The following is a 26,995-nucleotide window of genomic DNA, read 5'->3' on the forward strand; positions in this document are numbered from 1 at the left end:
TGTTAACTGTCGTTTCTCAGTATCTGAATAATGTCGTTACAGATTTGATTACGGTTGTTTTCAAGTACATCGTTGATGTTGTCAAAGCGATAAATGCCGTGAATAGGTTGGTATTTCTTTTCTTCCTTTTCGATGGCTTCCGTATCCACATCAATCAGGCAATTAAAATTTCGCTGGCTCACCTGCTGGTCAAAATTATCGGCCACTTGTCCTACCATGTACCCTTGTGGCAAAGTGGCTATTTTTCCTTCGGGCATCAGGTAATCCATCTGGGTGGAAAAGGAAGTGGATTGCACGTTCCGGTTAATATTAATAGACTGCCTCTCCTGAAGGATCTTTCCCATGCGATTCTGGATAAACCGGGCTGTCTCCCCGACCGATTGCCCGGCGAAGACATTTCCGATATTGGTAAGGATGGCATTGGCCTGTTCTTTTCCGTAATCCCGGATTAGCTGATCGATGGTCTGAATTCCCAGCAGGGTAGATATTCTGTTACTACGTGCGGTGGCAATTAAAGTGTCAAGTCCCCTGAAGTAGATGGTTGGCAACTCATCAAAGATCAGGGAACTTTTATGCTGGCCTTTGCGGTTCATTATTTTCAGCATCCGGGTAATGTAGAGGGAAAGCACCGCCCCGTACATTTCAATACGGAGCGGATTATTGGCCAGGCAAACGACTTTAGGATGGTCCGGATTATTAATGTCCAGTGAAAAATCATTGCCCGAACATATCCAGTAGATCTCTTTGCTGATGATTTTGGAGATAGCTATTTTCAAGCTACCCAGCTGTCCTTCCAGTTGTTCATTCGCACCGCGCTTATGTGCATTGATAAAGGGATTGATAATGTTCTCCACGTCCTTTTCTTTGGAAAGGATGGCAAACAGGTCATCGTATTCCAGTTGCAATAATTCTATAGCATGTGGAAGCGTACAATATTCTCCATCCCTGTATTTTTTCAGAAACCAGATTACTGCGGCAAAAAACGATACGGCTGATTCAGAGAAGAACTCTCCCTGTTTCCGGATCCATTCGCGGTTCAGGTTGTACAATACCGTCCTTGAAGATTCAAAGGCATCGATGGGGCTTTCCATTAGTTCCGGAGCCAGTGGGTTACAGCGGTAGGATTTTCGGATATCGTCAAAGTTGATAACATAAAACCTGGCCGTTTCCGGTAATATCTTTTTCTTTTTTGCTTTCAAAAAATAGTTGTAAGCCACATTGGAGAGGTCTGGATATTTAAAATCATACACGCACATCGAAAATCCTTTGGACAAATGTTGCCGGATAAAAGGCAATACCACCGAAAAGGATTTCCCGGATCCGGGAGTACCTATCACAATGGTTCCCCGAAAGGGGTTGATTACATTGATCCAGCCTTCATGTCGTTTGTTCCGGTACTGATAAATGGTTTCAAGGTTAACGGAGTACTCGTTTCCTTCATATCCCCTTTCCTGCGGGAAGCTCTCGTTCTCCAGGTTAAACCGGTCTTTCATCAGATTCACATTGATCAGTTTGGACATGTTATCAAAAGCCATATTCAGGATCACAAATCCCAGAAAGGATAAAAGCAGGTATACAACAGCCATTCTTTCAATGCACAGCAGGCTTCCCCAGTATAAAAGCAATCCTGTCAGGATTTGTACAACGATGGTAGCCACCTTCAGATCACGATCCTTTTTTGCCTTTGTTCCAATGCACGTTATGACCAGAAAAATCAAACAGACTGCTTTTGCCTGCCAAACATTAGTAAGAAACCCAAGGCGCAACAGTTTATTCCAAAGCGGCTCAAACTCCAAGATGTACCACCCCAGTTTTTGGAAGAAAGCTACCTGCTGAATGTAAAGAGTAAGAAATAACAGCAGGTAACTAAAAAACCGGAAGCCTTCGTGCAAACGCCTTAATTCGTTGGATTCGTTGAGCATTATAGAAAGATGATTAATTCAATTCTTTAGCTTTTAATATCTCTTTGTTTTTCACTTTGAGTGAAAGCTTTCTGCCGGTGTTTCCGAGTGCTTTTTCCAACAGTTCTATTTTCAGGATGCGTTTGTCCGGAATCAGAAATTTGGGCAGAACAAAAACTTCCCGCAGTGTGGTTTTTGCCGGAATACTTTCCCAGTTATAATGCTGATATATCTTTTCCACCGGGTATTCCTGAACATTGGTGACTTTTGACCGTTTCCGGTCCTCAATCCACCAGTGGTAGTCATCCGCATCCAAAGCAATGTTGGTGGTGTTGCTAATTTCCAGTTCAAAGAACAGCAAATCCTGTTTCAGGTAGATATTTCTGAGACGGAATATAATTCCATCCTTGTGGCTCTTAGCCCTGACCGGCTTTTGAATATCCTTACTGAGTAGTCGGCTACACATTTCTTTCAGGTAATATTCCGGTACCGGGCCAATATTGATGTCCCCGGCCTTTTCCCAGTAAAAGTCTTCCATTATATAAGAGATTTTATTTGCATTGGAATATTTCACGAAAAGCGAATACGAACGATTACCACTAATAATGGTCAATGAAGACTCTTCGCTAAAGTCATCCAAGGCTTTTACCCGCACCATGTTGGGTTGCTCGGGAACTACTTCTGCAATCAGTTTGTCCGGGTCTCCCACTTGTACATAGGTGATTTTCTCTTTTGCGATTAGGTGGGTGGTTTTGTTTTGACAGATTTCAATTTGGTTTTGGGCACTTATTGCCAGTGAAAAGACAAAGAATACAAAAGCTAAAATTATTTGTTTCATGACTATTATTTTTGATTGATGATATAGACAAGTGTGTTTTTCTTTACAGTTACCTTTTTCAGGCGTACCCTTTTCAGTATGGTCTGGGCAGCCCGGTCAGCTGCACGAATCCCGGCATAGGTCAGCGGATTACCTGTTACTCCCATCAAGGAAGAGGTATTGGTGGAGGCTCCCACTTCCTGGTAAACTTTACGGGCGGCATTGTCCGGGACATAAAGTCCTTCCAGTCCATCCAGGTCACAGATACTAAGTTTTACCGGCACAAATGAGTTTCGAACAGGCATTTGTGTCACTTCAATGTGCAATCGCTCATTTTTGATATTACAAATTCCGTATATGAATGCGTTCTCAGGTATCTTCTGACCGTTGACATAGGTGTCTTCCAGCAAACGCAGTTTTACCCGGTTGCCATCCAAAACCGTCGTGGTTTCATAAATCTCTGCTTTGATCAGAGGATTGTCGACGGGTTCTTCCCTGCCAAATGCCAATTGACGTTTCTTTTCCAAAGAAGCTGCCTTGCTTCGACTTGCCTCGATCTGCTGAAGCATTGTCTGGGCCTTTTGCAATGAAACCATCAAAGAATCACTCTTTCGGTTAAGGTTGATATTCTGATCTACGATCTGATCCAGTTCCTCAATCCCGGTATTTGTTGTTTTTGGCATTTCGGCCTTTTGCTGACGTTTCACCATAGATTTTGCCGGATAACTTTGATAGCTTTTCATTGAACCGGTAACCGTTGTTTTTGATTTGTTAGCTCCATTCAGTTCCTTTTTTATCTGCTCTTCTTTCTGACGAATATGGGCCAACAATTCTTCGGGGTCTTTATTCTCTGTCAGCAACGGGAGTTCCCTTAATAGCGAGTCTTTTGAAGTTTCAAAAGCTATTTGTATGGAATCTTCATGATGGTTACTTCGGCCTTCTTCCATAGCGGTTCCCTCTTTTTGATAGGCTTCCATTTTATCATAAATCTCAATAGACTTCTCCGCTTCCGGAAGCAGGTAATTGGCTCCCTCGCTTTGGCTATTGGCTAGTGTGATTTCTTCTTCCTCCGCTTTGGTTCCCCCTCCCAGCACATAAAAAATCAGGACAACAAAAGGAATTAAGGCCAGCGGCAGGATAAACAGCGCTTTATTTCTTTTCAGGTACTGTTTCATTGATGTATTGTTTTAATTGGTTTTCAAAGGAATCCACTGGCATTTCAAAGGCTGAGTGGACTGCCGGTGCAGTTGCATCGACAACCGGTCCCGCCAGCGGTGTTTCTATTTTATGCTGTTTTACCTTGTTTGCCGGAAACCAGATAAAGGAGATAGCAAACAGGGCAAACATAAAAGCGGTAATTATGATCCACTTGCTTTTTCTTGCCAGTGGGTCCAAAGACTCGTCTTTTTCGTCCATACCATTTACCCAGCGGGTAAAACGACTATGATCTTTGGGATTTGGAATGTTCTTTTTGTTATTCATTTTTATATTAGTTAAAAGGATTTTCTTTTAATGGTTTCCAGGTCCTGGTTCTCATCAATCCGCCAGTTTTCCATCAGAAAACCATGTGGATTATTGTCTGTTCGGGAGATGTTTCGTAAGTATCCTGAAGTTCGGAGGCTCCGGATTGTGATATTGGATTTTCTCACGATCTTTTGCTTTCCAATAAAGGTGAAACGATAGGGATAAGAGGAAAAATCCAGCTTTATGGAATCCGTCTGCAGCGTCGTACTAATGTCCGAAGCAATCACCTGATTATACAGGTTATTCTCTTTAAAAGCCTCGTATTGTTCCATAGCGCTCCGGTCTGCCAGATAAAGCGCTTCCCGAACATTATTCTCAATATAGGTCTTGTCCGGCTCCAACGTGAAAAACAGTTCATGAAAACGCTTTACATGATCCCTGGCTTCGGCATCCCTGTTTTCGCTGATATCTTCGCGAAGCGCTACCAGCAATGATTTTCCATTGTCCAGTACATAGATTTTCTGTTTGGAAAGCTCCACCAGTTGAACAGATTCATGAAAAATATAACTGCTTACTACCATCAAAGAGAGGCTGACCAGTACCAACACGTACACGATAAAGCGAAACTTTCGTTGTATATCAAATTGTTTATGCATTTCTGTTTGTAATGAGATTTTAGTAGTGAGTATTGAGATAATGGTCACTTCATTGCTCCTTTGGTAATCGCCATCACTGCCGCTGTTCGCACTATTCTCCCTCCCCCGGAGTTGGTTCCCGAGGCCTGTACAATCCAGGAAGCAATTTTTGGTACCATTACCATCCCGATAATACCACACACGGGTACAATCAGGTTGGAAACAAAGAACATTTTTGGCTGGTAGATCAGCATCGAATTAATCTGAGTGATCTCCATTTCCAGCACATAAATGAGGATTTCCTGAACAATGGAAAGAATCAGCAGGGCAATGGGCAGGTAAAGGTTCACATTGACAAAACGGGCAATCCATTGCAGGTAGTTGTCCTGAAACCCGTCAAAGATGGACAGGGCAAATGCCAGCGGCCCAAAAATCACCAGCAGCACACAGAACACCGTTCGCAGAAAGGCAATCAAGTAAACCAGCACTTCAAAAAAGGATTCCAGCAACTGACGTGTGGCATCCATCATATAAAAGTTAATCTGGTTCTGAATGGCCCTTCCGCTGATGATATTGTACGTGGTCAGGATCAGGTTCACCCCTTTGTCCCAGAGATCGGCTTCTTTTTCCTCGTTCTCATAGAATAAGGGCAGGTCTGTGGAAAGGATGGCCTGTTGTTTGTCTTCCAGTCGCTCCTGAACAATGTGTTTTTTATCCGCATACACGGCTTCTGACAGCTTTGTCAGTCCTTTAGTGGGCGCCATCAACAGGTTGACAAATGGCCCCCAGAAAGTAATCACCAGTACCAGGGCAAAGGGTCGTAATAGTGGCAGAATGGATACCGGGTTATCTGCAATCAGCTGTTCATAGATCCTTTTGGAGATATATAAAAAAGCTGCGATCCCGCCAATGGCCCGTGCCATATCCACCAATATCCGCGCATGGCCGATTCCTGAATCCACCAGCGTATCAGTGAATGTAAAAAAATCATTGGTTGTAAGTACCTGAAGTAGCATCATCGTGGTTTTACCGGGTTAAAAAGGAATAGCTCTGTGGCTGGTTACTATAACTATTGAAATAGTGAAGTTTACCGTGGGAGTAATCCACTTCACCCTGTAGTTTATTCAGATCATAACTGATCCCCGAAAAGGCTTCCAGTTTGCTGCCATGATCGGTCTGGAAAAGGTTCACCATCAAAAACTGCATCAACAGCTGGTCAGCTTCCTTTTCATAAATTGCATGGATTTGCTCCGAGTTTTCCAGCGTACCCAGCCTGTTGACTTTCTGATAGAGCTTTATGAATCCGGCTGCCAGGTTGTAGATATCACTCAGTTCGTCCGAACGGGCATCAAAAAGCTGATCACTGATCTTTTGTGAATAGTCTGTATTGACTTTGATTTGCTCCGTTTCTTCCATCCTTCCTTTCACCTGGCTTCGTTCCAGCGCTTTGGCTAAAATCCGCAACAGGCCGTTTTTTAGCTCTCCGGCAATCTCTCCCCCGTCGGTAACAGGAACTGATACAACATCGTAATAATAGTGCGTTGGCCACGCGCGTATAAATACATGCGGAATTGGAATCAGTCCTGTTGTGAAAGAAATAAAAGTCAGCGGGTAGGTTCCTTCCATATCCGGATAGGTTCCGTTCCAGGGTTTAATATCGATCAGCTGTGCTTGGGATGATTGCGTTGAAGCAATTACCAGCGCAATTATAATTGCTGCTTTCAGAATTCGTTTCATGCTATTTAATCTTTCCGGTTTTCGTTATTTATAAAGGCTGTAATACATGGCAAAACCTTCCAGCGTGTTATCATTCCGGCTTTTCATATAGGAAGCATACATGATTTTGTTATGCAGGTAGCAGATTGTCCCGTAATGCCGTTTAACGCTCAGGTAGATCCCGTTAATGGCATCGTAACGTTGCTTGTCATCCATCATAAAAAAGTCGTCTTTGACAATGATGTTCAGGATTGAAGTGACCAGAGATTTGCTGTCATCCAAAATGATATCAAAGCTTTGGACAATAGCTGCTGCCTGCTGGGTTGTAAAATTGCCATCCTGGACAAGTAGGGGGACTTTGTCTGTATAGATTGTAATGATCTTTTGCAGGATGTCTTTGGTTTCCTGTATCCGTTTGTAATCCTTGATCAGATAGGATACTTTCTGCAGGCTTTCCAGCATTTCCTTATCGATGCCCAGGATTTCACCTGTAAGTCCTTTAATATCCCCGTTCAAGGCTTTTATCAGGACATTGTACAGGTTGATTTTTGACAAAATCCCTTCTTCCTGTACCCAGAGGGCTTCCCTCTGTATCCCGGCCCCCACATCAGTTACCGGAGTTTGGGCATTGCTTGTGTTTATAGTCAGGGTTAAAAGAATGGCAAATGAGAGAATAATTTTTTTCTTCATGATAGTACTTTTTAATGGTTTTACATTTGTTTTAAAATCTCCAGGATAGATCGGTCACCGGTTAGTTGTTCCAATATCTTCTCCTTTTCTTTTTGTTCAGTGGTGTAGCAGTAATACTCAGGTTTGCTGACTTCCAGGGCAAAGACCCTAGAGTATTCCCCGAGTGAGATAAACACTTCCTTGAAACTTCTGTCCGATGGAAGGTTTTTATTAATGGATAGGATTTGTTCCTGTTGAAAGGCGGTCAATCCAAGAAAGCGGCTGATCTGGTCAAACTTGTTGCGAAACTTGCCCATATCCAGCAATATACGGGTATCGGCATTGTTGATAATTGCATCCCTCACAATCGGTGAAGAAATCACATCGTCTACTTCCTGGGTCACTACCATGGCTTCACCAAAGAACTTACGGATGGTCTTGAAAAAATATTTGATAAACCCGGCCATTTGTGGGGTTGCAATGGCTTTCCAGGCCTCTTCCAGGCAGATAACCTTCCGGGTGTTTTTCAGGCGGCGCATCTTTTTCAGGAAGATATCCATAATAATCAGTGTGGCCACAGGAAAGATCACCGGGTGGTCTTTGATGTTGTCCAGTTCAAACACCAGGAAAGGACAATTGAAAAATTCATCGGTCTTCATGGGTTTGTTCAGCAGGTAGTCGTACTCTCCTCCCCGGTAGTATTTTCCCAGGATAAAAAAGAACTCATGGCTGTTAAATTCCAGTGACTGCTCTTCCACCAGCTTCGGAATGTATTCCTTACAGAACACATAGAATCCGTTAAAAGACCGCTCTGCTTCCTCCGTTTTAAAAAACTCCATCAGCGCATGTGCAATAACATCCTTTTCCATCTCCGAGAGCTCCGGTTTATACACTGTGTAGATTACTGAAAGGATGGTTTGCCGGTGCTCCAGATCGGCTTCGCCTTCCACCACAAAAGGATTAAACGAGATCGGATTGTCTTCGGTAAACTCAATCAGTCTTGCTCCTCCCCTTTCTTTCAGCCGTTCATTCAGGTAGTGTGTCAATATCTCATAGCTTCTTCCCACATCAAGCAGCACCACATGGCAATTGTCGTTTTCCACATATTGCCGGAGCAGGTGGTTGGTAAAAAAGGATTTTCCTGAACCTGAGCCACCAATGATGATCTTGTTCCGGTTATGGATCAGGTGTTGGTGCATGGGTTCGTCCGACAGGTCGATCCGGACCGGGCAGCCTTCCATCCGGTCCGATAGGTGGATAAAGAAATCAGAATCCGAGTTCCGGACTGCTCCTTCAAAATTGGTCAGGCAGCAGGCTTGCGGCACTTGAGTCATAAACAATTCTGTTTCCGGAAGCTGGGTGCTGAATGGCACACAAGCAAAGAACAGGAAAGGCAAATCAAAGGTATGTTGGTACGGGAAACAGTTCATTAATGAAAAAGCAGTGGTGGTTTCGCTTTTAATTTTTTTCAGTTTCGGGATGGATTCATGCAACAGGGTTACGTTAAAGTGTGTCTTAACGATCTTCTCACCTGAAGCCTGAACCGTATCCAGAAAGTTTTCGATCAGCCCGGCATTGATCTTGTTTTCCGAGGAAAACTTTGACAGGCTGTAAATCTTTTTGTAATCGTTTTCCAGCCCGGTTTTTACCTGTTGCTGACCGGGGACATAGATAAACTGGTTGGTAATGTGCGATTGTGGTAAATGCCAGCTCAAGGGGTAAACCATAGATACCGGCAGCCCGGTGCGGGGATGGCCGCTCACAGGGCGTACTTCTGAAGGCAGGTGTGAATAATCACTCAGGCTCAGCATCTCCACAAAACGGTCCATCACCCGTAACCGGTCCCGGAAGTCTATTCCTCCCAGCAGGGGCTGTCCCTCCCTGAAATTAAGCGTCAGGTAACGCTCAATCAATCCAATGCCTTTTGCCGTTCCCATGGCCTGTTTCCGAGTCACCGGAGTACTTTCGATCCCGCTTTGTCGGAAGATCGATGCCAGGTTAATCTGCAGTTCCCTGATTTTATCCTGTATTTTGGCTTCTTCCAGCCGGGCTTTTCTTGAAAAAATCAGCGATGATCCCAGGTAATTTTTAAAAAGGCCTGTATTTAAAAGGCTTACATACAGGTAGCATTCGTGTTTCAGGTAGCTTCTTCCATGAAAATGTTCCAGGTAATTTTTACTCAGGCTATGATTATAGTTTCGGGCGGTGTCTTGATTTGTGGAAAAATCTTCCACAAAAAAGAAATCCTGTTTGTGTAGCAGGGTGTTTTCCGGTAGGATGTTTACTAGCCGCTGGAAGGTATCATGCAGCATATAGAGTTTTTCCGTACTGCAGGAAAGCAGTTCAGGAAGAAACAGCCGCAATCCGAATCCCATATCAAGGTTATTCGAAATCAGGATATCTCCTTCAAAACCCAGCACGGGCAGGCTGATATGAATCGGTTTTACCTTCATCTTTTCTAGTTTTGACAAATGCGTTTTTTGATGGTAATAAATTCAGGGAGTTGCCGGGCAATCCGTTTTTTGTGCCAGCCCCGGTGACCGTATTTCTTCTGGATCCGGTTCAAGCGGTACAGCCAGGCAAAAAAGGCAGGTACACAAACTGCCACCGAAACAAAAGTTCCGGCAGCAATATAGAGTACCACAAATGCAATCAATGCTACGAGGATTCCATACAGGGCCGAATAGACAAGTGAACCGGAGAATCCCTTGATGTACAGGTTGGTATCAATCTTTTGGATGGTGTAAGTATTCATTTTACCAACGGTTATGCAAAGAATGCGCGGATTACTACACCTACCAAGATCAGAAACAGACAGGCGCCAAACCAGCCCATAATGGCCTTTTGGGTATCCTGATCACCGCTTTGCCATTTGATATAGACGCGGACTCCACCAATCAGACCTACCACCGCGCCAATGGCTATGATCAGGTTGGCTACCGGGTCCACATAGGAACTTACTTCCGAAGTAGCCTGGTCAATCCCGGCTGAACTCTGGGCAAAGCTGTTGTAAACACCTAAAATCGTTAAGGCAAATAATGCCATACTCTTTTGACCGACTTTTTGAATCTTCTTTCTCATGATTTTGATTTTTAATGGATTATTGTTGATAATGGATTTCGGGAAGCATGAAGGCCAGTACAGGACTGTTCTTTTCTGCAAAATGTTCCAGACCCAGGCCTTCATCATAACCGGTTTCTTCGTACAGTGAGGCAGGTAAAGAAATATTCTCAACCGGGTTGACCGGCAAAATTTCAGATGGATAATCATTTGCAGAAACGGCAATGGGTTGCAGACTTTCGTCAGGGGCAATCCCAGATTGGTATTCTTCAAAACTCCCCTGCCCGTCTTTTTGTGTTGATTTGACCCGGGCAAAGACAAGCAGCAGGGCATACCATGTCAGTAGTACAATCAGGATAAACTTTGTAAACTCTCCCCAGGCAATTTGATCCAGTCCAAGCATCATTTCATTTTTAATTTGGTGAATGAATTTTATGCCGGACAAAGGTCAAAAGCCGGGAAACGGAAAGTACCACACTGTGGTACTGTTTTTTTGATTATTTTTTATTAGACATTGAATTCCAACAACTTAAAAACCATCTTTTGAAAACAGGGCTTTGATAAGCGGAGCGGTCATCGTAAATGGTTTAATTTGGATTGATTTAAGCACATCCATTTTTTCAAAAAGAACAGAAAAACCCTCAAAAAAGAAAAGAAATTCAAAAAACAGCCGCCCGGGGAGAAAATGCAGGGCTGGCGCGAAACCTGCAAATTTTTGAATGTTACCCCGAAATTCTTTTACCGCGCTACTTGCCCCGGCCTTGCATTTTCCGGGGCGAAGGAATGTGGGGAGGGTGGCTAACTTTGGATTTCTTTTTTGTTTTTTGATAAAACACGGTTGGTACCTGTCCTACTTTTAATGCGGACAGGCAAAAGGCAAATGCAGCCCCGTAAGGAAATGGAGGGGCGGCTTTTGCCGTGGGGCGTCCAGAGGCTCTTTCCACAAGGCAACGACAAACAGCGACCGTTCTCCGTGAGTGTGCGAACGGGATCAGGGAGCCTTGGAGATGTCCTGGGAATGTGCCGGGACGCTGGAGAATAAACCTGCAAAACTTTTAGTGGGTGAGATAAAGGCATGTGCCGGGATAAAGGGGAACGAAGCGAATCAGAAGAAAGTGTAGTGGAGCCTGGTTTCTGATTTTTGACAAGGATGGACTGTGCGAAAGAAAGAAAATCCGGGACGGGCGTAATGAAGCTTAGTATCGGGTTGAGCGAAGTGCACCGGAATACCGGCTCTTGCCGTGCGGTGCGAAAGGCGGTTCAGCCCGGATGCAAAAGGGACACGAAAATACGGTGAATCATGAGCAGTCGTGTTCCAAAAACCGGGATGAACGGCCTGTGTACAGGAATTTACCAGGAAGAATATCAGCCAACCGGTCAGGCCAAAATCAACCAAAAATTTAGAATCATTTTAACAACAAAAGCACATAAATGAGTCCTTCCAATTACTACATTTGAGCACGTTTTTGAACATCTTATAATGAATCGATAAAACCTGAATACAGTATGAAACCTAAAACCAGTTTTTCTACCTTTGGACACAAATTCTTCCTTGTAATTACAACTGCAATCCTGCTGCAAAGTTGTGCAACATTTAACCCGGGCCTTATTAAATACAACGAGGATAAATCATTGTACGAATATGGTGGGCCTGAGAATGCTGTCCCCTTGCGGAATAAAAACAATGAACTCATTTCTGAATCCAATTACGAATCATTCCTGAAAGAGATGGAGGGTAATGACAATAAATATCAGGGTAGTAAAACTTATGAAAAAGCCAATTCTATTAAATTCAAAGACCATAAAATTGCATCACTATACTCAGAATCTGTCGCTGACATTAACAAAGGGCAATTTGAGAAAGTCCCTAGTAAAATGGATAGCTTGATTTCCCTTTACCCGGATGCCCTTTATTTTAGCGATTGTACTTTTTTAAACGGCTTTGCGCTTCAAAACCTGGGAAAAACCAGTGATGCCAAAGAAAAGTACAAGGAATTCATTGACTACTCGTCAGGTAAATATACGGAAAGGTTCAGGGGACATAGAAATTCTGATACGAATGACAGTATTTGGATGGCAGAAAGAAATTATGCGAAAAGCTCTATTGACGGAAAACAGGCAACCACAGATACCGGTTTCTTTCAACCATTTCTGCCTAAATATTACTACAACAGTTTACACCCGGGATTTGGGATTAACCCTGAAGATTATGCTGAGAATACAAAACATATATTAATGTTTATGTTCGGGCTCGACCTGTCAAATAATTTCTCGGCAGGTATTCAGTATTACCGGCAGTTGAACAAGTATTTTGATATAAACCCGGGGTATATGACATCCGGATCAATCAGGGAAATTTCATTGGCCATTCCAATAAAATTGTATCAATCAGAGAATAATAATCTTGGCCTAAAAGTCAGTCCTTTTATGCGCTATTCTGGAATAAAGAAGTTGGATATCAATGGTGTTCAGACAGAATTTGATGAGAATATTTTTGATTTTGGGGTAAAAGCGTCTGCGGGTTATTATTTTGCCCCGAAGTTGTCGGTCGGCGCTTCCTATATTTATCACCGTTACAACGAAAACAACACCTATCTTTTTAGTAACCAAAATGTTGAAATTTGGTATTTTAATGAATATGATATAAGCTTGTACTACGATTTATGGAAAGGGTTTAGTCTGAAATCCGGCATAAAGGCTGGAGATTTTGTAGCCGGGATTTACTGGTCGGGATGGGAGGTCAGCTATGATTTTAACCAAAATGACTTCGTTTTCAGGATCGATATGTTCTGAACTTAAAAACCAAAAGGTTATTATAAGAAATGAAATCATAAAAAGGAGTACACTTAATTTTTTAATCAACTTCTTTTATCCCCCGACTCCTTATCAAATGCCACAAGGTTGAACATTTCGCGCATCCTGCTGCGGACACGGTTGCCATATTTTTCTTCGATTTCTGAAGCAGAAAGATTGCTTGTTAAATGCGTTGGAATTCCTTTGGAGATAAACAAATCGTAACGGCTGAGCAGGATTTCTGCCATCACGTTGCATTCGTTTCCAAAGTGTTTCTGGGTTTGTTCTATTCCTAAATCGTCAAAACAGAATATATTTGGAACCGGGTTGGTATAACTCAGGTTTAACGGGTTCTTGCTGTACCGGTTAATCACTTTGTAGCCTTCCTGTTCAAATTCAAAAGTAATGTCGCGGGTGGATTTGACCTGATACTGTTTTCCCGGCTGAAAGAAATACTTCACCAGATTCATCAAGGTGGTTTTTCCACAACCGATTGGGCCGGTTAACAGGATACCTTTTTTCAAATTGAGGTTGCACTTTTCAGCTTCCTTTTTGTCTTCAATGGCATAAACAATCAAACTGTAAATAAGCGGAAAATCATCCGGATACAAACGAAAAGAATCTCCATATGTCCGTTTTCCCAGGTTTTCGAGCCAGTCCTTACAGGCACCAAAACTAAACCGGTGTTTTCCGTCTTTGATTTCCGCGATTTCTTTATAAGGGTTCGGAGTAATCCTTGTCGGTTTCGACGTGTAAGGGATTGGTTTTTCCGAATTGTTTTTCTTTTCCATTTTTTAAATTTTGATGTGCCCCTTGTTTGTCCTTTATCTTGTTTTTATAGTTTATAAAAGGTGTCCCACTTGCAGTCCCTGTAGTGGTCTCACTTGCGGTATCAAAACTGATACAGCTAACACGGCTTACCTGGTAACGGTTGGCCGAAGGAGAATAAATAATGTACCCCCAGTCATGCAGCTCTTTCATGCACCTGGAATAGGTATTTCTGGAACCAATACGCGCCATGGACATTACATCCAACCGGTTCACATCAAATTGTTCCCGGAAACGATTCAGGTTCCAGAGGTTAAAAAGCGCTATATAAAGGCTGATATGGTGGGAGGTCATATTTGCATCTTCTTCCAGGCGGTCGAAAAAACCACGCAGGTGCCTGATGTAGTTCATTTACCACGGCGGAATTCAAAACGGTTTTGCACCAGGTTTTCTTTCATCATCCGTTGAATGTCTTCACTGTCGTAAAAGATTACGCCGCCTATTTTGGTGAATGGAAGGGTACCGTTAATTCGCATATTCTGGAGGGTTCCCGGCGAAATCCCCAGCAACTTTCTTACTTCATACGTTTTTAGCCATTTCTTGGTAGGTTGCCCGTGATGGGCGGCAAAGAGTTGCTTGATTTCTTTGAGCAGTTCAATTTTGAATTCCCGTAAATCGTCGGTGGTTACAATTTCTGTTGGCATAACTTTTTGTTTTAAAATGATACAATTTGTGTTGCCAAAATTGGATTGCCTCAAAATATTTAGTACCACACTGTGGTGCTATTTTTTAATGTATCTTTCATAAACCACTGAATATAAGCGATGTGATTAAGGGGATTGTTTTAAAGCAGGAAGATTCGGAAATCATGTATTACAGTTCATTTGAATTAGCCTCATTTAGTTCCATTTGACTTCTCCTTACAACGATGCACGAACGGTGAAAGGAACGGAGTTGCTGAAGGGTAGCTTCATCAAGGGTATTCAGTTGCCGGATTTGTTCTTTCATATCATTTAACCGGTGATACAGGATAAAGGGACAATCACTGGTTGCTTCTTCAAAAGGACAACGCTGGAAAACAGCAATTAAATCTGCATTCTCAATATTCTTGGCAGTCAGGTATTTATTCATCTTTTAAAGATATATCAAATTTACTCAGGAATAAAAAAAGCGTGGAACTGAAACATACCGTACCGGAGGTATCGTCAAACACCCACACCACAGGTAAGTTCAGCCCACGCCTGATGCGCGGGCGTCCTGTTTATGTTCCTGTGATGTTTAAAATTTGACGATTTTCCGGTACAAGAATCAAAAACTAACGCGTCTGTATTTTTACCCCTGTTATCTTCTCATTTTTGTTCTGTTGTGTTATTTTTCTAATATTATCCTGTTTTTCTTTCTGAGTTTCTTTTATTCATTGTTTTCAAACAATTCATTTTTGGCTTCGTCTTCTTTGCCTTTTATTTTCATCCGACTCTTCTTTCAATTTTGTCAGTGTTTCTTTCATTTTGTCTAAGTATTCAAACGGTTGTTGGCGCTGGATGGCTTCGTAAAAAATATGGTAATAACCTGATAAATCCACATTGAATAGGGATTCAAAACCTTTGACCAAATCCTTGATAGATGTATTCCCTTTATTTACTGCATCCGTATAATAAATGCCGTAAACAATCAACATTAGGTCCCGTTTGGTGAGGTCCCAGGTCATGTCGCTGCGGACAAGACGATATCTGGCCCATCGCTTTAACTTATTAAGTTCCTCATTACAATATATGGCAATTTTCTCATTGGCTTTTATTGCTGCCAGGGTATAATCATGGCTGGTAGAAAAAAACGGGTCATAAATAAACCTGGAACAATTCAGGGTACAACTGATTTCTGTGCGCACAAAGTATTTTTCATCCAAATGGGTTGAACCACTCCTGTAATAGAGATAAAACTCGGTATTTTCATTAAAAAATTCCTGAGTTTCAGTTATCATTTGTCTCAAATACTTTTTTCTCCTTCTTATGGAAGTTACCGGTTGCCGGATTAAAATTTCCCAGAGCTTCGAGTAGTATAAATATTCTCCGAGCGCATACGGTTTTATCTCTTTGAAAAAACGGACTTCTTCTTCCGTATTTTTAAAGTCTGAGTGGTTCACATAGTCTCGCAATTCCAACAGCGCTGTTGAGCTAACTCCTACTGCTTTTTCGACCTTTGAAATTTCGTCATGTTCCACACGGCTTATTTCCTGTAAATCGTTTTCTAATTGTTCAACTATTTGTCTCGGCATGGGGTTTTTCATTTCAAATCAAATTAATTATCTCATAACCTATCTTATATATCAAGAAGCAATTATCATTATATTTTCAATTTGGATTTCTTTCAATGTTTATAATCTGTAAGATTCTTCCCAACCTATTTGTGGTGGTGGCCCCTGTAGCAATTGATTTGCTTCAGCATTATTTGTTATCTGCTTGATCTTTATATCAAAAATAAGCTTAGTACTCAGGCGTTGCCAGTTTTCCTAATACAAACACCTGGCTTAAAGAATCTGAAATACCAAACGGTGAGCGTGTTTCTTCATCTCCTCTACACGCCAATACAAAGTTCTTAAAATGATTCGACGAATTTTCCGGCACCTCCGGCAAATGCTTTATTACCTTTTCGGCATTCTTCGAAGGCAGGATTGATAAGGTACTTCCTTAGGAACCGTCTTTAAAAATCAAATCCTTACTATAAATGATCTTGCCGGGATTCAGATTGCGCTTTTCGATCTGACTGGTACTTGCACTGGAATATCAGAACCCAATTCTGTTTTGCCATAGTTCTTTTCTGTTACGAAAAAAGTGTTTGGAGTAACAGTTTTACTGGTTCCGACAATTTCATCATTCTCTACTTTGTATTCGGCTGTTCCATTTAATACTTTCCAACCGTTCAGGCTTTTGCCGTCAAAAAGGGTAGTCCATTTCTCCGACTCGTTATTTACATTTAAAGTCAAAAAAACATTTGATATTAAAATCAGCATTGACAAAAACAATATATTATTCATTAGTAAATTTGTTTATCATTAAAATAAATTATTGAAATTCTAAATATCCTTGAACCTTTTTAATCTGAGTTCGAGTCTTCAGTTCGTTTAATGGTATTGAAATAGTTTTACCAATCTGCTTATTATTCTCATAAGTCGCAACTATAATAGTTTTTGCATTTTTAGGAATTTCAAGTACTTGTCCGTCCAGATATTTAGCACTATATTTATCAGGGAAGGTATTATCGAATGTATAGTAAATATCCAATCCTTTCTTTTCCTTTCCTAGTTGTATGTAGAGGATACCATTTCTTCCAATAAATGGTTTGACAACCGCATCTAAATAGCTTAAAGCATACTTATAATCTAATTTATCAAACTTTTTCATGTGATGCTCCATACGATAAATAAATCCTTCCCAATTCTTTTTAGAATTAGGCGACCAGTAAACTTCGGCGAGAGCCATAGATCGAGGCCAATACATATATTGTGCATGCCTAAAATTTGGAATATTCTCAGTCCACAAACATGTTTCTCCTCCTATAATGTGTGAAATAAATTTATCATTTGGAGCAGGGTCAAAAGAGTAACATGTTTTTAACCGATTCACTCTCTTTCCAGCCAGAGGTTCAACACTAAAATCTCCTTGGTAGTAGTCCATATATGTAGGAAATCTTGGGGTCATGATCACATCGTGCCCCTGTCTTGCTGTATTATTACCTGCCGTCATATCTATCCAACTCATTACTGTTGAATTGGGAGCTAATCCCCCTTCCAATATTTCGCCCCATCCAACAAGTTTCCTCCCTTTTTCTAAGAGCATTTTCTCTACCTGTTTTACAAAATAACTCTGTAATTCTTTTTCATTTTCCAAATCATTCTTCTTCATTAAATCCTGACAATCAGGACATTTTTTCCAAAACTCCTTATAACATTCGTCTCCGCCAATATGGACATATTTGAATGGAAACATAGCTACTATCTCGTCTAATACTTTGTCCACAAAATCAAAAGTAGAATCATTACCTATACATAAGGTATTGCACTCACTTCCATAAAAAGAAGAATTCACAGGCACTTGGTACTGCTTTTTAGTACACGACAAGTGTGGATAAGATGTAATTGCAGCCATTGAATGTCCAGGGATATCAATTTCAGGCATGATCTGAATAAATCTTTCACCAGCATACTGAATTAAATCCATTATTTCTTTCTTGGTATAGTATCCCCCATAGCTCGCTTTTTCTCCAATTTGAGCTACCTGAAGTTCATTCCACGAACCAATTCTAGGTACTCTCCATGCACCTACTTCAGTTAGCCTAGGAAAAGCATTAATTTCAATACGCCACCCTTGATCATCAGTCAAATGTAAATGAAAAACATTGTATTTGTATAATGCCATTTGGTCTATTAATGTTTTTAACTCTTCTATGGAAAAGAAATGTCTACTTACATCAAGCATAAAACCTCGCCATTGAAATCTTGGGGCATCTTTGATTGTAACACATGGAATCCGATATTCCCTATTTTCTGGAATAATCTGAAGAAAGCTCTGTAATCCATAAAATAGACCTTGCAATGAAGTAGCTTGTAAAGTTATTGAATTTGCATTGATTTGAAGTTCATATCCTTCATAAGGAATACTATCATCTGAAACCAAGAATAAATTTATTGCTTGATCTTTTTTTTGGCATTCATTTACTTTTCTCGATGAAAAATGTAATCCTGTTAAAGACTCCACTGAGTTCAAAAATCTATTTACAAGTGAATGCAATTGTTGATCATTGTAATAAATTATTGTTGCATCATTCAAAATAAAATACCCAATTCCATTTTCAATTTGTTTAGGTAACGGTATTATATAGATTTCCTGAGCATGGATTTTTGCATTTGATGCGATAAAAATCAGTATTATTAAAAAATATTTATTAATCATCAGTATTTATATAATATAATAACATCTTAAGTTGGTATAATTACAGTTCCCATTGATAAAAAATCAAAACTCTCATTCTAGTATCTTATCAACTCTCTTTGGGCACCACACTACGTTGAATTTGTTTTAGCATCTTTTATTTGACCAGACTACGAAACAATTTAGGATAGTGAATAGATAATTTAGTTTTTGATTGACATAAAACTTCTAATTGTTATGTATTTATTCCTTATTTACGAATTTCTTTATCCGTCCTATTTTAATCACGTTTTAGTTAATTATTGCTCACTGTCAAACTTCTAATCAGCTCAATTTCTTCTTTATCATAGGGAGTACCATCGGATCTAAATATATCATGAAACCAAAGTTCTGGTTCCGAGCCGCCTGGAATTGCTTTTTCCCACGCATAAATTGTATTTGTTTTACCTGAGACAAGTCCCCAATTAATGGCACCAATATTTTCTTTCTTCAACATAGGCATAATATTACTAAATAGACTGTTTTTCTCTCGTGCCATGTATTCAGTACAAATCATTGGACGTCCATATAATTTTAAAGTATCAATCGTCACCTTATGTTCCACAGGATCTTTATAGGTGTGATATGTAATCACATCTGAGCTTTCTATTTGAAATTTGTTCAAGGTTGGAAGGGTATTATTCCATACCCCCGCAGTTAATGGTTGTGATGGGCGAACCTCCCAAGCCCACTTGAATACATTTTGTAATAGCTGGTAAGATTTGTTGCCACACCCTGACATGCCAGGTTCATTATATAGATCCCACATTAAAATACGCTTGTCATCCTTAAAAGAAGTTAAAATGTCCTTAACGTATATCTCTAATATTTTTGTCAAAGTTGAGTCTTGAAATAATAAATCCCCGGGATCACGTATCCAGCCAGAGTTATGTATGCCTGGTTTAGGATCAGGTTGTTTCCCTGCTTTGTAGGTAGGGTTCCAACAATCATCAAAAAAAACAAACACTGTCTTGATATTATACCTATTAGCAATTTCTAAATAACGACTTATTCTATTCTTAAACCCATACTGATCAATTTCCCATGCGACATGATGTAAATAAACCCGCATACAATTCATCCCAATGTCTTTGGCCCAACTTAATTCTCGATTGATAGTTACTGTATCAAAAGTCTCTACCTGCCACATTTCAAGCTGATTAATCGCAGTACTCGGGATAAAATTGCACCCCCTTAACCAACCGTTTTTTTCCTGCCAAATTCTGGACTGCTCTTTAGTCCAAATATTCGATTTTAATCCATTACTGTTTTCTGAATATCTGCATCTAGGAAAAGCAAAAAGGCTAACTATTAATAAAAAATAAATTTTGTTTTTCATGTTGTTATATTTTCTAATTATTAGATAAAAAATTGTTGCGCACCATAGCCATTAATTAATATGTCTAAACCTGAAATCATTATTTTAATATAAAATCATGTGTAAATGAATAGCTCCATGAGCCCCATAAACCAAACTTTGTTCAATATCTGCCGTCTTTGAAGGACCAGATACAAATACTCCAAATCCACAATCTTTTTGTTTTATTTTTTTATAAGCTAAATACATATTAGATATTATATCATTTTTGTTCAATTTGATAATTAGTCTTTCTGAAATAAATGGAATTAAACGATTGGGGATACATGAATCATCAATCCAAATCGCTCCATTTTCGGATACACCAAATAGGCCGTTTATTAAAACATTTTCAATCCTTTCCAATTCTGTTTTGGAGCAATTCTCATCAAATTTCTTCCAACCTTCCATTTTTGTAAAATCTATCGTTTGTCTGTAACTCTTTGTTATAAATTCTGTCACTTCATTTTCTTCCAACTCTTTCACAAAAACTCCTTCTCTTTTCAGGCTTTCTTTTAATTCTTCCAATAAATCCTGTTTTATTGATGTCGAATATTCTTTGAATTCCTCCGGTGGCGATTTAAAAGCTGGTTTGTTATGCCATATTGTTTGTAAAATCTCATGCTTACCCATACTTTACTCACTTTTTGTTTTTATTCCACCATTCTTTAAAAGATTCTTCGGGAGGTTCTGGTAGTTCACGGCCTTTCCCCCAAACATTCAGGTTATTATAAATTACTTTTCGCGGCATATGTCGTAATGCCCAGCGAGCTGTCTTCCCGGAAAAATTATACAACCTGTTACTCGATAATAATTTCCCTGCAATTCTCAATGAAACTACTTTTGTCGTGGAAAGAAGCTTTTTTTCATTTAATTCCTGCCTCCAGTTATATAATTGTTCGTGTATGTCAATTTTTACTGGACAAACATTGGAACATGAACCACACAATGAGGAGGCAAAAGGCAAATCTTTCTTTTCCTTCGTCCGGTGTACCGGGGCCAGTATAGAACCAATGGGGCCGGGGATGACACTTCCGTAGCTGTGTCCACCGCTTCTCCTGAATACCGGGCAGGTGTTCATACATGCCCCGCAACGGATACATTTTAATGAATTTCTATGTGCAGTGATACCCAAATGACTGGAACGTCCGTTATCAACAATTATAACATGCATTTCTCCCCTGGGTTTTGGTTTCCGGTAATGCGAGGTATAAGTTGTAATTGATTGTCCGGTTGCGCTGCGTGCCAATAAGCGTATAAATACGCTCAAATCTTCTGTTTTGGGGATTATTTTCTCAATACCCATACAGTGAACTTGGACTTTTGCTGCTTGAACTCCCATATCTGCGTTCCCCTCGTTGGTGCACACCACCACAGTGCCACTCTCTGCTACTGCAAAATTTACCCCGGTAATAGCAACATCTGCCTCCAGAAATTTTTTTCTCAGATGCTTTCGTGCTGCCCCGGTAAGGTATGTTGGGTCTGAGTTGCCTTTCTCCGTATGCAATTTTTCATGGAACAATTCCCCAACCTCTTCTTTTTTCAGATGGATGGCAGGCAATACAATATGGCTTGGCGGCTCTTTCCTGAACTGGATAATTCGCTCACCAAGGTCGGTATCCGTGATTTCGATTCCCTGTTTTTCAAGAAAAGGATTAAGGCCACATTCTTCAGTCAGCATTGACTTGCTTTTGACAACCTTTTTTGCATTTTTAGCCCGGATAATTTGTAACACTGTTTTGTTAAATTCTTCTGCATCAGTGGCCCAGTGTACCTTAACCCCATTTTGTAAGGCTATTTCCTCAAAATCTAACAGGTATCCATCCAGGTTGGATAATGTGTGCTCTTTAATTTGTGATGCCTGTTCTCTGAGCTTTTCCCATTCCTTCACCTGCCCGGCAGCTATATCTCTTTTCTGACGTACAGCCCATAATGCTTTATCTTGCCAGTCTGATCGCCGGTCATCCTGTAAAAACTTTCCTGCGTTTTTTGCATGTGCCATCATAAGTTACTACTGTTTAGGATTTCGGCAATGTGCATCACTTTAACCTTTTTCTTTTCTCTCCTGATTATTCCTTCCAAGTGCATTAAACACGACATATCTGTGGCTGTTATAATCTCTGCGCCGTTGGTCTCATGGTCATGTATCCTTGACTTTCCCATTTTTACCGACACATCCGGCTCAAAAATTGAAAATGTCCCTCCAAAGCCACAGCACTCATCTTCCCTGTCAAGATTAATAAGTTCAATGCCTTTTACTTTATTTAGCAACTGGTGAACTTTGGAGTTTCGTTCGGTAATAAGCTCAGAGGGGGTTCCCAGTTTTAATCCCCGGAGTCCGTGGCAACTTTGATGAAGGCCTACTTTATGGGGGAAACTGGCACCAAAGTCATCAACTTTCAGAATATCAACCAAAAACTCACAGAGTTCATAGGTGTTTTTTCTAACCTTTCTTACTTCATCGGTTTGTTCCAAAATATTATAATGCTCACTAACATGGTAAACACAACTTCCCGAAGGAGATACCACGTAATCATATTTGCTGAAGTTACGGACAAAGTTTTTATACACAGGAATAGCTTCTTTTTCAGCACCACTATTGGCTAACGGCTGGCCACAACATGTCTGTTCCACCGGATAATCTACTTCAAGCCCCAATTTTTGCAGTAATCCTAATGTAGCTATTCCTACACGCGGGTAAAACTGGTCGATGTAGCAGGGAATGAAAAGACCTATTCTATTTTTTGTAACTTGATCATTCATTGTACAAAACAGTATTTAGCGCTCCCCATAAAGCTGCATAATCGATACTTTTTACAACATTAATTTTTTTTAGTGAGCTTACATTTTTCAGCACCTTCTGTAATGGCTCTTTCATGTAGGAAAATGATCGGGATATCTGCCCGCCAAAAAGCAAACATTCGATTTTTTGCTCCACAAGGATATCTTTAAGTGATTCCCCTAAAATTTCCCCTGCTTTTTGAAAGGTCCAGATACTATTTTCATCACCATTATTGGCCAATTTTCCAATATCAGAGACTTCCAATCCATTACAATTTATCTTACTGTTTAACTCCTGATAAATTTTTATAAATCCCCTCTTCGAGACATAATCTTCCAAAATCCCTTCTTTATAAGGAAGTTGAAAAATGGACATAAACGGACCACCAACAGAATTACAAAGTAATTTTCCTTCTTCGGCAAGAGCAAAGCCCAAACCAGTTCCCAGCGTAACAACAGCTGCATTACTAAACTCTTTGGCATTTCCTTTCCATAATTCACCTGCCAAAACAGCATTGGCATCATGAATAAATTTTATTGGAATATTTTCCGGTAATCCTGACATTTTATAGAAAACATCACGCAAATTGATGCCATAGATACTCTGAAATTTATGTTGCATTAACGGTATTGCCTTTTCAATATCGAACGGGCCAGGGAATGCAACACCAACTCCCCTCAACTCCATTCCTTTATCATCTGCAAAGTCCAGGCCTTTCAAAATAATTTTTGTGAAGGCCCCAAATATTTTTTCTTTAGTACCTCCTGAAAATGATTCCACAGAGAAGACTGACTCCCGGAATATTTCTCCTTCGGAAGATAGAACAGCAGATTTCAGAAATGTGCCTCCGGCGTCAATGGATAAATAACTCTTCATTTGTAAAGCCATCTTTTAACATTGTTTTATGAATACATACCGGTTGATTCCCGATATTTTTCACAACGTATGATCCCATATTTGCAGGAACAACAACTACATCAAGATAATTCGACGTATAACAATGTTCAGGATTATCTACCGATTGAATTAGGACTTTTTCGCCATCAACTAAAGTCAACACATGGAACTTACCATTAGTGTTATCTCTAATCTCATTTTCAAACTCAAATCTTCTTAAACTGAAATAAAGCAAATCATGTTCACCAACAATATACTCAGCCCAGCCTTCTCCACTACGTACCAACCAGGGGGTCTGCACAAGGTTTTCTTTCACCCAGTTAGTCTTCCGTTCTTTTCTTAGTTCACGTTCTCCATGATATGTATGAATTGGACGTGGCTTACCATCCAGGTCGGCACGCAGGTAATCGTACATTTTATAGGTATACGACCCAACGGTTAAACTGCCAATTTCCAAAACAACCTGGTTGCGTCCTGATGAATGTATTGTGCCCGCTGGAATCATTACCTGGGTGCCTGGCATTGATTGAACATGGTTAATGTATTTTTGATAATCAATAGGAGTAAATTCCTTTTCCGATTTTTTGGCCTCGCGTATAAATTCATCCGGATTGACATCTTCATTAAAACCTAAATAGGTTTTTGCACCATGACCGGTTGCTATAACATAATAACTTTCATCTTGGCGTCCATGCTCACCGTAGTTCTCAATGTTGTACTGATGACTTGAATGCAACTGGACAGACATGTTGCCGCTGCTATGGTATGAATCGTCATAATTAAAACGGATTGGAAAATAGCCACCAAATTTATCTACACAATCCTGTCCCATTAACTGGGTTCCTTCTTTTTGTACAAAGGTGAAATAAGGCATTTCAATTAACTGGCTGCCAGCCTCCACAACAATACTTACCTCTAACGGAATAAGGTCGAAAACCCATGCCGCATTACGCATATTATCTGGAAGATTCCTAAGACTTTTCATATAATGCCCCCCCCAAACACCTTCAATATAAACAGGTTTACATCTTAATGGGTATCTTACCAGTGCGGAGGTGATATCACTAAATGATTCTTTTGGAATAAGCTGAATATTATCTGGATCATTACTTGCTACATAATAGTCAATTTCGTCATTTTCAATCATATCCCACCTGAGATGACCTGCCAATTCAAAATCAACATAGTAGCAACGACGAAGCATTGTTTTCACTGGCCTTGCTATGGTGTCTCCAAGGTTGGCAAATTTTCCCTTTTTTGCACGAAGGATAACTTCTTTTGGTGTGACATCAAAATAGAACACAAAGTCGTATAAAGAACGAAGTGATTTGATGGCAGCACCACAACCATAAACAATAATCACTTCTTTCTCCTGACCTTCAATTGCTTCTGTTATTCTTTTTTTCAGTAATTTATATTTCCGATTGTCAATAATATCCTCAAAATCACCTTTAAAAAGCTTACCAAAAAGCAGTACGGGATCTTTTTCTAAATTTTCCTCTAGGTATTCGGCAAATAATTTATCAAGTTCAGCACTGGATTTATATACATCAGCAAAATCGATCGCTGTAATCTTGAGCCTTTGTAATTTCAACTCCTGCGAGATTAAATTAACAGTTTGCTCCCATTCAGCACCAATATAACCATCAAGAGCAATGACAACGGCTCCGCTTTTCCCATTCAGTTTTTTTTGCAATAAGTTGCTGATATAGCTGGCCGATTGTTTTATTCCGGTTATTATAGAATGAATTGTTTTGTCTGATAATTCCGGCTTGTTTACGGCAGTTGGATCATCATAAGGATGTGGATTAAACATAAAACTCATTTCAAATTTCCTCCTTTTTAATTGTATTTAAATTTTTTATTGTTCATATTTCTAATTTTTATCACAAAACAATAAAAATGAGACATTTAAATCATTCAGTGACATTTCTTATAATCTTTGTTATATGAAAATTTGTATGCATATATCAAAAGTATCCCGCACAAAACCCAAATAATTGATAAAAGTGATATACCAAATGAAAGTCCAATAACTGGTTTTAAATAGCCCAGAACAATTGGAGAGAGAGAACCGACTCCAAAACCGATCATTAGCATTATACCTGAAGCCGATGATTGGTATTTTTTAGGAATAACATCATATAGAACAGCCCAAGTATTAGCATCAAAAAAAGCACGGGCAAATCCAAAGCCAGCAAATCCAATGTAAACAGAAATTAACCCATTGGATATTCCCATCAGGACTATAAATGGGACTGCAACAAGCAAACTTAAAGCTTGCATTAAAATACGGTTTGCCGGGTTTTTTACTGCTAGCTTATCTGAGAATTTCCCAGCGAAGAGAATTCCTAATAATGCAAATAGGTGAGTATAGAACATTGAATGGAAACCAGCTCGGGAAAGGCTCATATTAAACTTTTCAAAAAGGTAAGTAGGAGTCCAGGTAAGGTATCCGGTCAGAACAAAAATTAGTCCGCTAAATCCTATTGTGAGTACTATGGCTGTTGGTGTTTTAAAAAAAATTCTTAATGCTTCTGAAACTTTAATTTTTCCCGCCTTTTCTTCCTCTTTTTCCCATTCCTTTTTGTCCTCTTTATCTTTTAATCTTAATATCAATATAATTCCATGGATCAATCCAATACCTCCAAAAATATAAAAAGCGTTTCTCCACCCCCAGTGTTGTCCAATGTAACCTGCTACATATCCACTTACAATAATACCAATGTAGTACGAAGTCTGATGGACAGACATGGCAAATGCACGTGTATCTTTATGGTAACTGGCTAATAACGTATAGTTTGCAGGTCCGAACAATGATTCTCCTCCTCCGGTTGCAATGCTTCTCATCAGTATTAACATTAATATTCCATTACTGAAACCGGTAAACATCGTGGCAAAACTAAAAAGAAGAATACTTACTACAACAATCCACTTTTTGCTAAAAATATCACCTACATAACCCGCAATTGGAACAAGTAAAGCAAACACCAAGTTAAAAACGGTAGCAATTGTACCTATTTGCAGATCAGTAAGCTGTAAATCAGTTTTTATTAATGGTAAAACCACGTTAAAAACCTGCCTATCTGCCTGATTTAGAAAAAAGGCGATCCACAGTAATGCAAGGACTTCCCACTTATACTTACTATAATTTTTCATTAATCTGAAA

At 39.9% G+C, this 26,995-nt stretch carries 28 protein-coding genes; 2 read left to right on the forward strand and 26 right to left on the reverse strand.

The window, feature by feature from the left end:
* Positions 1-2: 2 nt before the first annotated feature.
* The 12 genes from GM418_RS30170 to GM418_RS30225 are packed head-to-tail and all read right to left on the reverse strand — an operon-like array spanning position 3 to position 10,668.
* Positions 3-1,922, reverse strand: a complete 1,920-nt coding sequence (locus GM418_RS30170; RefSeq protein WP_158871953.1) for a YWFCY domain-containing protein — start codon at positions 1,920-1,922, stop codon at positions 3-5.
* 13 nt (positions 1,923-1,935) lie between these two features.
* On the reverse strand, positions 1,936-2,739 hold the full coding sequence (locus GM418_RS30175; protein ID WP_158871955.1) for a DUF4138 domain-containing protein: 804 nt from the start codon (positions 2,737-2,739) through the stop codon (positions 1,936-1,938).
* 5 nt (positions 2,740-2,744) lie between these two features.
* Positions 2,745-3,893: a conjugative transposon protein TraM gene (gene traM, locus GM418_RS30180; protein ID WP_158871957.1), complete on the reverse strand. Its 1,149-nt coding sequence runs from the start codon at positions 3,891-3,893 to the stop codon at positions 2,745-2,747.
* On the reverse strand, positions 3,868-4,200 hold the full coding sequence (locus tag GM418_RS30185; RefSeq protein WP_158871960.1) for a hypothetical protein: 333 nt from the start codon (positions 4,198-4,200) through the stop codon (positions 3,868-3,870). Before GM418_RS30185 ends, traM begins: the two co-directional genes overlap by 26 nt.
* A gap of 11 nt (positions 4,201-4,211) precedes the next feature.
* A complete protein-coding gene (gene traK / locus GM418_RS30190) occupies positions 4,212-4,838 on the reverse strand; it encodes a conjugative transposon protein TraK (protein ID WP_158871962.1) in 627 nt (208 codons plus the stop codon).
* Positions 4,839-4,882: 44 nt separating this feature from the next.
* Positions 4,883-5,836: a TraJ family protein gene (locus tag GM418_RS30195; RefSeq protein ID WP_158871964.1), complete on the reverse strand. Its 954-nt coding sequence runs from the start codon at positions 5,834-5,836 to the stop codon at positions 4,883-4,885.
* 7 nt (positions 5,837-5,843) lie between these two features.
* On the reverse strand, positions 5,844-6,554 hold the full coding sequence (locus tag GM418_RS30200; RefSeq protein ID WP_158871966.1) for a hypothetical protein: 711 nt from the start codon (positions 6,552-6,554) through the stop codon (positions 5,844-5,846).
* A gap of 24 nt (positions 6,555-6,578) precedes the next feature.
* Positions 6,579-7,223 (reverse strand): hypothetical protein, encoded by a 645-nt coding sequence (locus GM418_RS30205; protein ID WP_158871968.1) that lies wholly within the window; start codon positions 7,221-7,223, stop codon positions 6,579-6,581.
* Positions 7,224-7,243: 20 nt separating this feature from the next.
* Positions 7,244-9,655, reverse strand: coding sequence for a TraG family conjugative transposon ATPase (locus GM418_RS30210; RefSeq protein WP_158871970.1), 2,412 nt, complete (start codon positions 9,653-9,655; stop codon positions 7,244-7,246).
* 5 nt (positions 9,656-9,660) lie between these two features.
* Positions 9,661-9,957 (reverse strand): DUF4133 domain-containing protein, encoded by a 297-nt coding sequence (locus GM418_RS30215; RefSeq protein WP_158871972.1) that lies wholly within the window; start codon positions 9,955-9,957, stop codon positions 9,661-9,663.
* An 11-nt stretch (positions 9,958-9,968) separates the two neighbouring features.
* The gene (locus tag GM418_RS30220) at positions 9,969-10,283 is read right to left on the reverse strand and encodes a DUF4134 domain-containing protein (protein ID WP_158871974.1); all 315 of its coding nucleotides are present in this window, start codon (positions 10,281-10,283) and stop codon (positions 9,969-9,971) included.
* 19 nt (positions 10,284-10,302) lie between these two features.
* Positions 10,303-10,668 (reverse strand): hypothetical protein, encoded by a 366-nt coding sequence (locus GM418_RS30225; RefSeq protein ID WP_158871977.1) that lies wholly within the window; start codon positions 10,666-10,668, stop codon positions 10,303-10,305.
* A gap of 894 nt (positions 10,669-11,562) precedes the next feature.
* On the opposite strand from GM418_RS30225, the gene GM418_RS31985 reads away from it, so the two are divergent.
* Both GM418_RS31985 and GM418_RS30230 read left to right on the forward strand, forming a co-directional pair.
* The gene (locus GM418_RS31985) at positions 11,563-11,697 is read left to right on the forward strand and encodes a hypothetical protein (RefSeq protein ID WP_281350235.1); all 135 of its coding nucleotides are present in this window, start codon (positions 11,563-11,565) and stop codon (positions 11,695-11,697) included.
* Positions 11,698-11,768: 71 nt separating this feature from the next.
* Positions 11,769-13,055 (forward strand): hypothetical protein, encoded by a 1,287-nt coding sequence (locus GM418_RS30230; RefSeq protein ID WP_158871979.1) that lies wholly within the window; start codon positions 11,769-11,771, stop codon positions 13,053-13,055.
* A 65-nt stretch (positions 13,056-13,120) separates the two neighbouring features.
* On the opposite strand, the gene GM418_RS30235 is transcribed toward GM418_RS30230, so the two are convergent.
* The 14 genes from GM418_RS30235 to GM418_RS30300 form a co-directional block, all read right to left on the reverse strand.
* The gene (locus tag GM418_RS30235; protein WP_246222795.1) at positions 13,121-13,846 is read right to left on the reverse strand and encodes a P-loop NTPase family protein; all 726 of its coding nucleotides are present in this window, start codon (positions 13,844-13,846) and stop codon (positions 13,121-13,123) included.
* Entirely contained in the window at positions 13,770-14,234 is a 465-nt protein-coding gene (locus tag GM418_RS30240; RefSeq protein ID WP_158871980.1) for a hypothetical protein, read from the reverse strand. Before GM418_RS30240 ends, GM418_RS30235 begins: the two co-directional genes overlap by 77 nt.
* Positions 14,231-14,527, reverse strand: a complete 297-nt coding sequence (locus tag GM418_RS30245) for a helix-turn-helix domain-containing protein (protein ID WP_158871983.1) — start codon at positions 14,525-14,527, stop codon at positions 14,231-14,233. The genes GM418_RS30240 and GM418_RS30245 overlap by 4 nt, the downstream gene beginning before the upstream one ends.
* A gap of 169 nt (positions 14,528-14,696) precedes the next feature.
* Positions 14,697-14,954: a hypothetical protein gene (locus GM418_RS30250; RefSeq protein ID WP_158871985.1), complete on the reverse strand. Its 258-nt coding sequence runs from the start codon at positions 14,952-14,954 to the stop codon at positions 14,697-14,699.
* A gap of 301 nt (positions 14,955-15,255) precedes the next feature.
* A complete protein-coding gene (locus GM418_RS30255; RefSeq protein WP_158871987.1) occupies positions 15,256-16,098 on the reverse strand; it encodes an RteC domain-containing protein in 843 nt (280 codons plus the stop codon).
* Between the two features lie 465 nt (positions 16,099-16,563).
* The gene (locus GM418_RS31585) at positions 16,564-16,857 is read right to left on the reverse strand and encodes a 3-keto-alpha-glucoside-1,2-lyase-like domain-containing protein (protein WP_217447647.1); all 294 of its coding nucleotides are present in this window, start codon (positions 16,855-16,857) and stop codon (positions 16,564-16,566) included.
* A gap of 28 nt (positions 16,858-16,885) precedes the next feature.
* Entirely contained in the window at positions 16,886-18,772 is a 1,887-nt protein-coding gene (locus GM418_RS30265) for a family 20 glycosylhydrolase (protein WP_158871989.1), read from the reverse strand.
* Positions 18,773-19,046: 274 nt separating this feature from the next.
* Positions 19,047-20,129, reverse strand: coding sequence for a glycoside hydrolase 5 family protein (locus tag GM418_RS30270; RefSeq protein WP_217447648.1), 1,083 nt, complete (start codon positions 20,127-20,129; stop codon positions 19,047-19,049).
* A gap of 84 nt (positions 20,130-20,213) precedes the next feature.
* The gene (locus GM418_RS30275; RefSeq protein WP_281350236.1) at positions 20,214-20,780 is read right to left on the reverse strand and encodes a LutC/YkgG family protein; all 567 of its coding nucleotides are present in this window, start codon (positions 20,778-20,780) and stop codon (positions 20,214-20,216) included.
* Positions 20,781-20,787: 7 nt separating this feature from the next.
* Positions 20,788-22,152 carry a LutB/LldF family L-lactate oxidation iron-sulfur protein gene (locus tag GM418_RS30280; protein ID WP_246222796.1) on the reverse strand — a complete coding sequence of 455 codons (1,365 nt, stop codon included), beginning with the start codon at positions 22,150-22,152 and terminating at the stop codon, positions 20,788-20,790.
* Complete coding sequence (locus GM418_RS30285; RefSeq protein WP_158871993.1) at positions 22,149-22,910, reverse strand: (Fe-S)-binding protein; 762 nt, start codon at positions 22,908-22,910, stop codon at positions 22,149-22,151. Before GM418_RS30285 ends, GM418_RS30280 begins: the two co-directional genes overlap by 4 nt.
* Positions 22,903-23,805, reverse strand: a complete 903-nt coding sequence (locus GM418_RS30290) for an ROK family protein (RefSeq protein WP_158871995.1) — start codon at positions 23,803-23,805, stop codon at positions 22,903-22,905. Before GM418_RS30290 ends, GM418_RS30285 begins: the two co-directional genes overlap by 8 nt.
* Positions 23,783-25,651, reverse strand: coding sequence for a class I mannose-6-phosphate isomerase (locus GM418_RS30295; RefSeq protein ID WP_217447649.1), 1,869 nt, complete (start codon positions 25,649-25,651; stop codon positions 23,783-23,785). Before GM418_RS30295 ends, GM418_RS30290 begins: the two co-directional genes overlap by 23 nt.
* 95 nt (positions 25,652-25,746) lie before the next feature.
* Positions 25,747-26,985 carry an MFS transporter gene (locus tag GM418_RS30300; RefSeq protein ID WP_158871997.1) on the reverse strand — a complete coding sequence of 413 codons (1,239 nt, stop codon included), beginning with the start codon at positions 26,983-26,985 and terminating at the stop codon, positions 25,747-25,749.
* Between the last annotated feature and the right edge of the window lie 10 nt (positions 26,986-26,995).

The sequence above is a fragment of the Maribellus comscasis genome, from assembly GCF_009762775.1.
Lineage (GTDB): Bacteria > Bacteroidota > Bacteroidia > Bacteroidales > Prolixibacteraceae > Draconibacterium > Draconibacterium comscasis.